A 12,099-nucleotide genomic window follows, 5' to 3' on the forward strand; every position below is an offset into this window, starting at 1 on the left:
AAAAGGCTGCTGGTTTTCTCGTATAAAATGCCTTTATCAGCAAAATTTGCTGCAAATATGGAAGATTGCAAAATGAAGCTCGACAAATTCGACCTCGCCATCCTGACTGCCCTGCAGCAGGACGCCCGCATCAGCCTGCACGAGCTGAGCGCCAAGGTGGGCCTGACCTCGTCGCCATGCTGGGCGCGCATCAAGCGCATGGAAGACGATGGCGTCATCGAGGGCTATACGGTGAACGTCAACGCGGCCAAGGTGGGGCTGGCCGACACCGTCATCGTGCAAGTGATCCTGGACGACCATTCCGACCAGGCCCTGTTCGAATTCGGCCACGCGCTGGCCATGATCCCGGAAGTGCTGGAAGCATTCCTCGTGTCGGGCGACTACGATTACTATTTGCGCATCGCCGTCAGCGATACGCGCGACTATGAACGGTTGCTGCGCGAGCGTTTATACAAAATCCCCGGCATCCGCCACAGCAAATCGAGCTTCGTGCTGCGTCAATTGAAGCAGAGTTACTTGCCGCTGCAGCGCTAAGTTACCCTGCACGGCGGGAGTTTTTCCCTAGTCCATCAATGGTGCTTGCCTGATACTGGGCAGACATAAAAACCATGATAAAACCGGGGACCACCGTGAAACTGACTTTATTGGCCGCCGCCGCCATGGCGCTGTGCCAGGCGCAGGCCGCCGAGCCTGCTGCCGCCAGCCTGGCCGCGAACCTGGCCGCCTCGGGCGACTTGCCTACCGTTATCATCACGGGCAGCATGCCGCTGCCCACCGTGGAGCCGCCGCGCGATGCCCTGGCCGCACCCGTGCAGATGGCCAGCGCGCAGCAGATCGCCGCCAGCGGCGCGCTCGATATTTCCGCCTTCCTGCGCCGCAACCTGGGCAGCGTCTACGTGAACGAAGTGCAGAACAACCCCTTTCAGCCCGACGTCAGCTACCGCGGCTACACGGCCTCGCCGCTGCTGGGCACGCCGCAGGGCTTGTCCGTGTACCTGGACGGCATGCGGCTGAATCAGCCGTTTGGCGACGTCGTCAGCTGGGACTTGATACCGCGCATGGCGATCGCTTCGCTGACCTTGATGCCGGGCTCGAATCCCCTGTTCGGTCTGAACACCCTGGGTGGCGCGCTGGCCCTGCAAACCAAGGATGGCAAGACCAGCCCAGGCACCGCCATCGAGGCGCGCCTGGGCGCAAACAAGCGGCGTGCCGTTGAGGTCGAGCATGGCGGCAGCAATGCGCAGGGCTGGCATTGGTACGTGACGGGCAACCGCTTCAAGGAAAACGGCTGGCGCGACGATTCGCCGTCCGACGTGCGCCAGCTGTTTGGCAAGCTGGGCTGGAGCGATGCGCGCACCGATATCGCCGTCACCGTGGCGCACGCGGACAATGCGCTGACGGGCAACGGCTTGCAGGAACAGCGCATGCTGGCGCGCGACTACCGCAGCGTCTACACCAAGCCGGACTTGACGGAAAACAGGTCGACCCTGCTGAACCTGACGGGCAAGCACCAGGCCGGCGCCGCCTTGCTCTTGTCCGGCAATGTCTACTACCGCAAGATCGATACGCATACCTACAATGGCGACCTCAACGACGAGTCGTTGGACCAGTCCGTCTACCAGCCCGGCGCGGCCGAGCGCGCGGCTCTGACGGCGGCCGGCTACACGGGTTTTCCCGCCAGCGGGGCGAATGCGTCCAATACGCCTTTCCCGAAATGGCGCTGCATAGCCAACGTGCTGCTGAATGACGAGCCGGCCGAAAAATGCAATGGCATGATCAACCGCAGCCATACGCGGCAGGAAAACTATGGTTTTTCCGGCCAGTTCACCGCGCTGGCCGACGTGGCCAGCATGCGCCATGCCGTCACGGCTGGCGCCGCCTATGATACGAGCCACGCCACCTTCCGCCAGACGAGCCAGTTCGGCTACCTGAACCCGGACCGCGGCATCACGCCCGTCGACTTCTTTGCCGATGGGACGGAAATCGACGATGACGGTACGCCCGTCGACAATCGGGTCGACTTGAGCGGGCGCATGCGCACGTGGAGCGTGTATGCGAGCGACAGCATCGCGTTCAATCAAGACCTGACATTGACCGTCTCCGGCCGCTACAATCGCAGCACGGTGCGCAACCGCGACGCCATCACGCCCGGAGGCGGCAGCGGCTCGCTCGATGGCGACCACCGTTTCAGCCGCTTCAATCCCGCCATCGGCCTGGCCTACGCACCGGCTGGCGGTGCCAGCGCCTATCTCGGCTACAACGAAGGCAGCCGCACGCCGACGGCCATCGAGCTTGGTTGCGCCGACCCGGAAAACCCGTGCCGCCTGCCCAACGCCATGGCCGGCGACCCGCCCTTGAAACAGGTGGTGACGAAGACGTGGGAAGCGGGCGTGCGGGGCCAATGGGGCGAGCTGGCGCGCTGGAGCGCGGGCGTGTTCCGCGCGGAAAATCATGACGATATCCTGTTCGTGGCCGACAACCAGGCCGGTTTCGGCTACTTCAAGAATTTCGGCAAGACGCGTCACCAGGGCGTGGAGCTGGCGCTGGACGGCAAGGCGGGCGCGCTGGACTTCGGCGTCAACTACACGTGGCTGCAGGCGACGTATCAAAGCCGGGAAACCGTCAACGGCAGCGCCAACAGCAGCAGCGACGCCGAGGTGCCCGGCCTGGAAGGGAATATCGTCATCACCCCGGGCAAGCGCATTCCCCTCACGCCCAGCCATATCCTGAAGGCGCACGTGGAGGTTCAGGGCGGACGCGACTGGACGGTGGGCCTGGCCATGACGGCCGTGTCGAGTGCCTATGCGCGCGGCAATGAAAACAATGCGCACCAGGCGGGCGGGCCGTCGTACCTGGGCGCGGGCAAGAGCGGCGGCTACGCCGTGGTGGAACTGAACGGCAAATACCAGCTGACACCGCAGCTGAGCGTGTTCGCCCAGGTCAACAACCTGTTCGACCGACGCTATGCGACGGCGGCCCAGCTGGGCGCGACGGGTTTCGACGCCAACGGCAATTTTAGCCCCCGGCCGCTGCCGGCCGTGAACGGCGACTATCCGATGGTCAACGCGACCTTCCATGCGGCGGGCGCGCCGCGCAGCGTGAATGTGGGCTTGCGCTACGTGTTTTAAGGGTGGACGTGTTCGATGACCCCGTTGCGTAATGCAAGATGGACCAAGGCGGCGGGGCCGGGCACGTCAAGCTTTTCCTTGATGCAGGTCTGGTGGTTGGCCACCGTCTTGCTGCTCACGTGTAGCAGGCGGGCGCAGTCGGCGGCGCTGCGGCCTTCGGCCAGCAGGCGGAAGATTTCGAATTCGCGCTGGCTCAAACTGCTCAAGCGTTCCGCCTCCATGCGGGCCGTGCCTTGCAGCACACCGGGCGCGCTGTGCGGGTCCAGGTAGCGCCGGCCAATGTGCGCGGCGCGCACGGCGTCGACCAGGTGTTCCGGATCGGCCTGCTTGCTGACGAAGCCGCAAGCGCCGCCGTCAAACGCGCGCGCGATCAGCTGCGGCGTGTCGTGCATGCTGAAGACGAGCACCCGGGCGCCGGCATCGCGGGCGAGCAGCTTGCGCAGCAATTCCAGGCCGCCGATGCCGGGCATGGACAAATCCGTCACGCAGACGTCGGGCGCGTGTTCCTGGTACAAACCATACGCCGTCTCGCCATTGCCCGCCTCGGCCACGACGGCGATGTCGCCGCCTTGTTCCAGCAATCGCCGGTAACCGGTGCGCACCACCGGGTGGTCGTCCACCAGCATCACGCGGATCGGGGTCATGGCCGCGTTCATGCCGCACCGGCCGCCAGCGGCATCGCCACTTCGATGCGCAAGCCGTTGCCCAGCGCGCTGATCCAGCGGATATGGCCGCGCAAGCCGGCCACTCTTTCGCGCATGCCCAGCATGCCGAAGCCATCCGCCGGCGTTTTGTCCGGATGCAAACCCTGGCCATTGTCTTCGATGGCCAGGTGCAGCAAGCCGTGCGCATCGGCGCGCAATTCCACCGTGGCCCGGTCGGCGCCCGCGTGGCGCGCCACGTTCGTCAAGCCTTCCTGCACCAGGCGGTAGATGGCGGTGGCCGTGCCGTCGTCGAGGTCGGCGGGAATGGCATGCGGCGCGAAATGGCAGGCGATGCCGTGCTGCTGGGCCCAGCTGCCGCACAGCGCCTGCAGGGCAGCCTCCAGGCCCAGGCTGTCGAGCACGGGCGGGCGCAGCCGGCGCAGCATGGTGCGCACCATCGCATGCAGCGCTTCCGACGAGCGGGCGATGCTGGCCGCGCACGCCTGCACGTTCGCCTGATCGCCGTCGCGCGCGCGCAGGATGTAGCTGGCGGCGGCGCGGATGGCCGTGCAGTCTTGTCCCACTTCATCGTGCAGCTCGCGCGCCAAGGCGCAACGCTCCTCTTCCTGCGCGCGCAGCAGGCGCTGCGTGAGGGCGCGGTTTTGCGCCAGCAGCAATGCCACCTGGCGTCCGCGCCGTATGGCAAAGCCGGCCAGCGCCAGCGCCAGCAGCAGCAGGCTCAGGGCCAGTTCGTCGAGTTGCCAGTGTTCGTGGCGCCCGAGCGCGTAACTAACCCGTTCGGCCAGGTCCAGCCTGGCGGCCAGCAGGAAAAAAGCCAGCGCCAGCGCGCAGCACACGAGGATGCGCCGTGCCGGCCGCGTGCCTGAGCGGCCGTTGCCGGCCAGTTGATGGTGTTCCATTATGCGGCTCCCCGAGCACAGTCGATCCTCTTGTTGTGCAAGCTTCATGCCATCGGCGCAGGGGCCGTGGCTGGCGCGTGTCGGGAAAGACAAGTGTTCCAGGATGGAACAGGTGTACCGCGATGTGACGGGGATGACGGCACGGCAGGCGCGGTTTTCGAGCTTATCTGAAGTCGCGCCGGCGCGCTGGCGCACACGTCTGCGGTGCGAGGCATTGTTGTTCCTATGTAACGTTGAGATTGCTCAAGCTTTCATAGATAAAACAAAACAAAGTTTCGCAGAGTTAGATTAAAAATAAATAAATGATATTAAAAATATGATATTTGTTTTATGCGATTTGCTATATTTGTTGACACTTTTGTGAAAAAGCTGAAAGCGGGCGCCAGACCTGCCGACCTATCTATCCACAACAACCAAGGGAATAGAATGAATCGTCTATCACATGCGCGGGTATCGCCCGCCACCGCCAATCTGCCCGCTACCCGCGGCCGCACCACCGTCCTGGCCGCGCTGGCCACCTTGTCCGTGCTGGCCTCGGCACCGGCCTTGGCCGATGTCCTGACCTTCGACTCGCTGCGCCCCGACGTGTATGAAAGCGGCCAGACGCTCAATACGTCGAGCTACAACCTGCTGTTCCTGGCCGATCCGACGACGGCGGCCGGCGGCGGCGTCAGCGGCGTGGGCGCCATCCTCGATGGCCGCGTGGGTTCGTCGTGCGATATCGCCGCCTGCCCGCAGGGCGCCACCGGCAACTACCTGGCCATCCTCAACGATGGCGGTGTGAATTTCGCGCGTGCCGACCGCCAGGCGTTCAGCCTGGCCGGTTTCGACTATTCCTTCATCGCGCCCGTCTCCGGCTTGCCCAACATGCAGTGGGGCCAGCTGCAGCTGAGCGGCACCCTCAGCAACGGCCAGGTGGTCAGCACCTCGCTGGCGTTTCCGGGCCAGGGCAGCGACGGCAATTACCATTTCCAGAGCGCATCCCTGCTGGGCGGCTTCAGCAACTATTCCTTCACGGGCCTGACCTTCAACGCCTGCATTTTCAATGACACTGGCGCTTGCAGCAATTCCATCGACTTCCCCGCCTTTAACCAGGGCCAGTTCGCGCTCGACAATATCAACGTCAGCGCCGTGCCGGAACCGTCGACCTACATGCTGCTGCTGGCCGGCCTGGGCGCCATCGGCATGCTGTCGCGCCGCCGCGCCGTCAAGTTTGCCCCTTCCAACGTGCAAGGAGCGTGAGATGAAACTACGTCCCGTCTCTCTTGGCATCCTCCTGCTGGCCGCCAGCCTGGCGCAAGCGGCGCAGGCGCAGGAACGCCGCTCCTACATCGTGCAGCTGGTCGACAAGCCGGCCGCCACCTACACGGGCCAGGTCGACGGCCTGGCCGCCACCAAGCCGGCCCCGGGCACGCGCATCAACGTGGGCGCCGCCGATGTGCAGGCCTACCTGAGCTACCTCGACACCAGGCAGGCCGCCGTTGCCGGCACCGTCAGCGCGGCTGAAATCACGCACCAGTACAGCGTCGTCTTCAACGGCTTTTCCGCCTTGCTGACGGACGATGAAGTGCGGGCCCTGAAGAAAAACAGCGGCGTGGCCAGCATCAGCGCCGACTCCATCCTGCAGCTCGACACCAGCTACACGCCCACCTTCCTGGGCCTGGACAAGCCGGGCGGCCTGTGGGAACAACTGGGCGGCAAGGCGCACGCGGGCGAAGACATCATCATCGGCATCGTCGACAGCGGCATCTGGCCCGAGAACACGGCCTTTGCCGACCGTCTCGACGAGAACGGCGTGCCCAGCCACAGCGGCAGCAACGTCGTGTACGGCGCGCCACCGGCCAGCTGGCAAGGCACTTGCCAGACGGGCGAAGGTTTTAGCGCCGAGAATTGCAACAACAAGCTGATCGGCGCGCGCTACTACCGCGCCTCCACATCGGCGCTGCACTGGACGGAATTCCTGTCGCCGCGCGATTCCGTCGCCGGGCTGACGGGGCACGGCGGCCATGGCACGCACACGGCGTCCACGGCCGGCGGCAACAATGGCGCCCTGGCCACCTCGAACGGCGTGTCGCTGGGCAAGGCCTCGGGCATGGCGCCGCGCGCCCGCATCGCCGCCTATAAAGTATGCTGGACGGCCGCATCGACGGGCCGCAACGGTTGCGCCACGGCCGACAGCGTGGCCGCCATCGACCAGGCGGTCAAGGATGGCGTCAACGTCATCAACTTCTCCATCGGCCCGAACGCGGGCGGCGGCGCCTTCGACGAACCGACGGAAGTCGCCTTCCTCGGCGCGGCGGCGGCCGGCGTGTTTGTCGCCACGTCCGGCGGCAATTCCGGCCCATCCACGCCGGCGCCCGACGTGCCGGCGCCCGTCTCGCACATCAGCCCGTGGCTGGCGACGGTGGCCAATTCCACCCACAACCGCCTGTACGCAGGCAATGTCATCCTCAGCAACGGCACCAGGCTGGAAGGCGCATCGAGCAATGCGAAGACGCCGGCGCTGCCGCTGATCCGCTCGCGCGACGCGGGCCTGGCCGGCGTGTCGCCGACGGACCTCAATTTGCTGCGCTGCTTCGGCGGGGCCGATGCCACCTCCGCTTATCTGGACCCGGCGAAAGTGGCGGGCAAGATACTCGTGTGCGACCGTGGCGGCAACGTGCTGGTCAACAAGAGCGCGAATGCCAGGACGGCGGGCGCGGCGGGCGTGGTCATCGCCAACGTGGCCGGCGGCGCCAACACCATCATCAACCAGGCGCATACGCTGTCGACGGTCCACCTGGCGCAGGCGCAGGGCGACGCGCTGAAGGCTTTCATGGCGTCCAATCCGGACGGCACGGCGGCATTGGGCGAAATCCATACGATCGCCGACACGACGGTGCAGGCGCCTATCGTCAGCGACCGTTCCTCGCGCGGGCCGAACGTGGCCAACGCGAACATCCTCAAACCCGACCTGTCGGCGCCCGGCACCAACATCCTCGCCGGCGTGACGGCCGACCTGACCCCGGCGCAGCGCGATGCCGTGGCGGCCGGCGGCGTGGCGCCCGTGGCGGAGTGGGATTTCTATTCCGGCACCTCGATGGCTAGCCCGCACGTGGCCGGCGTGGCGGCCCTGCTCAAGCAGCAGCATCCGGGCTGGTCGCCCGCGGCCATCAAGTCGGCGCTGATGACGACGGCGTTCAGCACGTATCCCGATGGCTTGAACGGTTCCGTGTCGTGGGATGCCACGGCGAAGAATTCGGGCCAGCTGCCATGGGGCCAGGGCGCCGGCCACATCGCGCCGAACAGCGCGGCCGATCCCGGCCTCGTGTACGACGTGTCGGAAATCGACTATGCGCGCTTCCTGTGCGGCCTGAACCTGAAGGTCTACAGTCCCGCCACGTGCCAGGCCGTCGGCACCATTCCTGCCTACAACCTGAACCTGGCGTCGCTGACGGCGGCCAACGTGCTGGGCACGCAAGTGCTGACGCGCACGGTGACCAACGTGGGCGCCAGCAGCGCCGTCTACAACGTCTCGGCCAGCCTGCCCGGCTACACGGTGGCGGTGACGCCAACGAGCTTGAGCCTGGCGCCGGGCGCCAAGGGCCAGTACCAGGTCAAGCTGACGCGCACCACGGCGCCGGCCAATACCTGGACCTACGGCGCCCTGAGCTGGACGGATGGCACGCACACGGTGCGCAGCCCGCTGACGGCGCGCGGCACCTCGCTGGCCGCCATTCCGCTCGTCAGCAGCGAAGCGGCCACGGGCAGCAAGGTGCTGACCCTGGGCACGGGCTTCACGGGCGCGCTGGTCGGCGTCAAGTCGGGTCTCGTCGAAGCCGTGCGCCAGACGCGCACGATCGGCCAGGCGGTGACGGGCGCTGCCGCATCGGCTGCCTGCAAGGCGGGCGGCGCGACGGGCGTGAACGTGCACAACGTGGTGGTCCCGGCCGGCACCCTGGCGGCGCGCTTTGCCACCTACGACACGGAAACGACGGGCGGCGCGAATACCGACATGGACATGGAGGTCTACAACGCCGCCAATGTGCTCGTCGGCAGCAGCGGCAATGAAAGTTCCAATGAGCAGGTGGAACTGCGCCTGCCCGCCGCCGGCACCTATAAGGTGTGCGTGATCGGCTTTGCGCCGCAAAACGGCCAGGCCGACTACACCTTGTCGTCGTGGGTGCTGGCGCCGGGCTTGAACAACGGCAGCTTCAAGGCGCTGATGCCGGGCACGGCCTTCATGGGCGGCACGGCGTCCGTGTCGCTGAGCTGGTCCAACCTGGCCGAAGGCAAGCGCCACTTGGGCGCCGTCGGCTACCAGGTCGCTGGCGTGGTGCAGGGCGTGACGGTGGTCGAGGTCAATACCAATGATCCCGTGCCGCTGTTCCAGAACGCGCGCGGCGCCAAGCCGGTACTGGCTGAGTAAACCGTTCATTGGGTGAACACAAGGCGTGCCTCCGGGCACGCTTTTTTTTATTCAACCACCCCCGTTCGGGAGGAATAGCACTTGCATGGCGGTAAGGCCACCGGTATCTTGTCGGCTGGCCAAGGCTTTGTGGCCTGGCATACTTGGGGAGTCGCGCGTGACCAGTTTCCGCACCAATACCGACCGCCTGCTGGAAGTGCGCCTGCAGGATGAAAAAGTGCTGGCGATTGCCGGCGCGATGGTCGCCTATACGGGCAGCATCAAATTTGAAAAGTCCCTGCTCGGCGGCGAGGGCATCTTTGGCGCGCTCAAGCGCAAGGTGACGAACGAAGGCATGCAGCTGATGCAGGCTGGCGGCACGGGCACCGTGTTTTTCGCGCAGAATGCGGCCGAGATCACCGTCATGGCGCTGGCCGGCGAAAAGCTGACCATCGAAAGCAGCAGCCTGCTGGCCTACGACACGGGCCTGAAGACGGGCACCAGCTTTGCGGGCCTGCGCGGCGCCAGCTCGGGCCAGGGCCTGTTTTCCACCACCGTCGAAGGCCACGGCAACCTGGCCGTCATTTCGCGCGGCAACCTGATCATGCTGGAAGTGACGCCGGCGCACCCGCTGCGCGTGGATCCGGACGCCTTCGTCGGCTTCAAGGGCGATATCCGCCAGGAATTCGTTTTCGACGTCAACTGGCGCACGATGATCGGCCAGAGCTCGGGCGAATCGTACCAGCACAAATTCACAGGCCAGGGCGTGGTGTTCATCCAGCCCGCCGAACGTTAAGTTAGCGAGGACCCGCGATGCCTGTCTATCAGCAGATCAATGAAAAGATGCTTGAGGTCAAACTCGGCAATGAAGAAGTGTTCGCGCGCAGGGGCGCCATGGTGTCGTACCAGGGCGACGTGGCGTTCAGCCGCTCCTTCCTGGCCGGCCAGGGCGTGCAAAGCCTGGCCATGCGCGCCGTCACGAACGAAGGCTACGCCATGATGTCGGCGCGCGGTACGGGCAGCGTGTTTTACGCGCAGGGCGGCCTGTTCGTCACCATCGTCCCCGTGCGCGGCGACACGTTTTACGTGGAAAGCGATTCCCTGCTGGCCTTCGATGCGCGCCTGACGGCCGGCACCATGTTCCTCGGCAACCAGGGCGGCGTGCAGGGCGTGGTGCGCGGCATGGCCTCGGGCCAGGGCTTGTTTACCACCACTTTGCAAGGCACGGGCGAAGTGGCGATTTTGTCGGACGGCAACGCCATCGGCTTGCCCGTCACGCCGGACGTGCCCGTGTTTGTCGACCCGCAAGCGTATATCGGCCACACGGGGCAGTTGAGCTCGACCATCGTCACGGACTTGAACTGGAAAACTTTCGTCGGCCAGGCGTCCGGCGAATCGTACCAGGTGAAGTTCACGGGCCAGGGCACGGTCTACATCCAAGCGAGCGAAAGGTAAGCCATGACGATTTACAACCCCGATACCTTGCCGAAGAACGATAACCTGAACCGCTTTTCGTATGTCATCGACGTCAAGGAACAGATCTTCATTCGCAAGGGCAAGATGATCGCCTTCTATGGCGAGCTGCGCTTCGAAGCCATGGGCAGCAGCGTGCTCGACCTGATCGTGCGCAACGCCTTCAATGCGCCGAAATACGTGCACCACTTTGTCGTCGCGCAAGGGCAGGGGCAATTGATTTTGGGCGACAACGGCAACGACCTGGCGTGCTACGACCTGGACAACGCCAACATGACCATCCGGGCGAAAAACCTGCTGGGTTTCACGAAGGATGTGATTTGCCAGGAATCGACCTTGCCCGGCTACCTGACGATGATAGGCACCGGTAAAGTGATTGCCTCGTCGAACGGCCCCGTGCATTTCCTCGAGTTGCCGTGCCGCGTGGACGAGCAGGCCGTGCTGGGCTGGGCCGATTGCCCCAGCCCTTCGTATCACTACGATTACGCCCACGTGCAGGGTTGGGCCTCGGCCGCCGGCGCACTCACGGGCTTTACCCTGTCGGGCGAGGAAAAGCAGATCGACTTCACGGGCGCCGGCACGGTGCTGGTGCAGTCATCCGAGCTGGACGTGACGGACAGCTCCGCCCTGGCCAACCTGCTGGCGCAATTGCCGATGCTGGGCAAGGAAGATCTGGGTACCTTGAGCCTTTCCGTCCAGCAGCAGATGAAGGACAGTCGTTAAGCTATTTGACGGCCGCCCAGCTGGGCGGCCGCTTTTCCAGGAAGGCAGTCACGCCTTCTTCCGCATCCTCTTCCATCATATTGCGCGCCATCACGTCGCCCGCATACGCGTATGCATCGTCCAGCGGCAGCTGGCGCTGCCGGTAGAACATCTGCTTGCCGTAGCGGATGGCCGTCGGGCTTTTCGCCATGATCTGCTGCGCCAGGCGCGCCACGGCGTCGTCGAGCGCCGCGTCGGCCACCGTTTCATTGATCAGGCCCCAGTCGGCGGCCGTGTCGGCGTCGATGAAGCGGCCCGTCACCAGCATGTCGAAGGCCCGCTTGGGCGACACATTGCGCGACAGGGCGACCGATGGCGTGGCGCAGAACAGGCCCACGTTGATGCCGGACACGGCAAAGCGGGCGGAGGCGCCCGCCACGGCCAGGTCGCAGCTGGCGACCAATTGGCAGCCGGCCGCCGTGGCGATACCGTGCACGCGGGCAATCACGGGCACGGGCAAGGTTTGAATGGCTTGCATCACGCGCGAGCATTGCGCGAACAGGGTTTGATAATACGCAAGCCGGCGCGTGGCTTGCATCTGGCGCAAATCGTGACCCGCGCAAAAAGCCTTGCCTTCGGCGGCCAGCACGACGCAGCGCACGTGCGGCTGTTGCGCGATGGCATCGAACGCTTCCTGCAGCGCGGCCAGCATGGCTTCGGACAGGGCATTGAATTGCAGGGGGCGGTTCAGCCGCAGGGTGACGAGGCCGTCGTGCTCCTCGCGCAGCACCAGCGGCGCTTCGGTATCTTGGGTATCTTGTGTTGCGGTCATGCGGTCTCCTGTG

Annotated in this window: 10 protein-coding genes; 7 read left to right on the top strand and 3 right to left on the bottom strand. The window is 65.2% G+C overall.

What is annotated here, in order from left to right; all coding sequences use genetic code 11:
• Positions 1-72 precede the first annotated feature (72 nt).
• On the top strand, positions 73-534 hold the full coding sequence (locus tag CLU90_RS21500; protein WP_100429534.1) for an Lrp/AsnC family transcriptional regulator: 462 nt from the start codon (positions 73-75) through the stop codon (positions 532-534).
• A gap of 74 nt (positions 535-608) precedes the next feature.
• A complete protein-coding gene (locus CLU90_RS21505; protein WP_100428886.1) occupies positions 609-3,128 on the top strand; it encodes a TonB-dependent receptor in 2,520 nt (839 codons plus the stop codon).
• Here CLU90_RS21505 and CLU90_RS21510 read toward each other — a convergent pair.
• Entirely contained in the window at positions 3,125-3,772 is a 648-nt protein-coding gene (locus tag CLU90_RS21510; RefSeq protein ID WP_092719032.1) for a response regulator transcription factor, read from the bottom strand. The genes CLU90_RS21505 and CLU90_RS21510 overlap by 4 nt on opposite strands.
• A gap of 8 nt (positions 3,773-3,780) precedes the next feature.
• Entirely contained in the window at positions 3,781-4,692 is a 912-nt protein-coding gene (locus CLU90_RS21515) for a histidine kinase (RefSeq protein ID WP_198511247.1), read from the bottom strand.
• A gap of 426 nt (positions 4,693-5,118) precedes the next feature.
• Between CLU90_RS21515 and CLU90_RS29745 the strand changes: the two genes are divergently transcribed.
• The 5 genes from CLU90_RS29745 (at position 5,119) to CLU90_RS21540 (ending at position 11,275) form a co-directional block, all read left to right on the top strand.
• Positions 5,119-5,934 (top strand): NF038120 family PEP-CTERM protein, encoded by an 816-nt coding sequence (locus tag CLU90_RS29745; RefSeq protein WP_198511248.1) that lies wholly within the window; start codon positions 5,119-5,121, stop codon positions 5,932-5,934.
• Position 5,935: 1 nt separating this feature from the next.
• Positions 5,936-9,100: a S8 family serine peptidase gene (locus CLU90_RS30145; RefSeq protein ID WP_100428888.1), complete on the top strand. Its 3,165-nt coding sequence runs from the start codon at positions 5,936-5,938 to the stop codon at positions 9,098-9,100.
• A gap of 157 nt (positions 9,101-9,257) precedes the next feature.
• On the top strand, positions 9,258-9,875 hold the full coding sequence (locus tag CLU90_RS21530) for an AIM24 family protein (RefSeq protein ID WP_198511249.1): 618 nt from the start codon (positions 9,258-9,260) through the stop codon (positions 9,873-9,875).
• Positions 9,876-9,892: 17 nt separating this feature from the next.
• Positions 9,893-10,534, top strand: a complete 642-nt coding sequence (locus CLU90_RS21535) for an AIM24 family protein (RefSeq protein WP_100428890.1) — start codon at positions 9,893-9,895, stop codon at positions 10,532-10,534.
• Between the two features lie 3 nt (positions 10,535-10,537).
• Positions 10,538-11,275 (top strand): AIM24 family protein, encoded by a 738-nt coding sequence (locus CLU90_RS21540; RefSeq protein ID WP_100428891.1) that lies wholly within the window; start codon positions 10,538-10,540, stop codon positions 11,273-11,275.
• Position 11,276: 1 nt separating this feature from the next.
• Here the strand turns inward: CLU90_RS21540 and CLU90_RS21545 are convergent, their stop codons facing one another.
• Positions 11,277-12,086, bottom strand: a complete 810-nt coding sequence (locus CLU90_RS21545; protein WP_100428892.1) for an enoyl-CoA hydratase — start codon at positions 12,084-12,086, stop codon at positions 11,277-11,279.
• Between the last annotated feature and the right edge of the window lie 13 nt (positions 12,087-12,099).

Source organism: Janthinobacterium sp. 67 (assembly GCF_002797895.1).
Lineage (GTDB): Bacteria > Pseudomonadota > Gammaproteobacteria > Burkholderiales > Burkholderiaceae_D > Janthinobacterium.

Bases quoted from the DNA above. Each gene is read 5' to 3' on its own strand.
- CLU90_RS21535 (WP_100428890.1), top strand. From the start codon at position 9,893: ATGCCTGTCTATCAGCAGATCAATGAAAAGATGCTTGAGGTCAAACTC.
- CLU90_RS21510 (WP_092719032.1), bottom strand. From the start codon at position 3,772: ATGACCCCGATCCGCGTGATGCTGGTGGACGACCACCCGGTGGTGCGC.
- CLU90_RS21515 (WP_198511247.1), bottom strand. From the start codon at position 4,692: ATGGAACACCATCAACTGGCCGGCAACGGCCGCTCAGGCACGCGGCCG.
- CLU90_RS21505 (WP_100428886.1), top strand. From the start codon at position 609: ATGATAAAACCGGGGACCACCGTGAAACTGACTTTATTGGCCGCCGCC.
- CLU90_RS29745 (WP_198511248.1), top strand. From the start codon at position 5,119: ATGAATCGTCTATCACATGCGCGGGTATCGCCCGCCACCGCCAATCTG.
- CLU90_RS30145 (WP_100428888.1), top strand. From the start codon at position 5,936: ATGAAACTACGTCCCGTCTCTCTTGGCATCCTCCTGCTGGCCGCCAGC.
- CLU90_RS21540 (WP_100428891.1), top strand. From the start codon at position 10,538: ATGACGATTTACAACCCCGATACCTTGCCGAAGAACGATAACCTGAAC.
- CLU90_RS21500 (WP_100429534.1), top strand. From the start codon at position 73: ATGAAGCTCGACAAATTCGACCTCGCCATCCTGACTGCCCTGCAGCAG.
- CLU90_RS21545 (WP_100428892.1), bottom strand. From the start codon at position 12,086: ATGACCGCAACACAAGATACCCAAGATACCGAAGCGCCGCTGGTGCTG.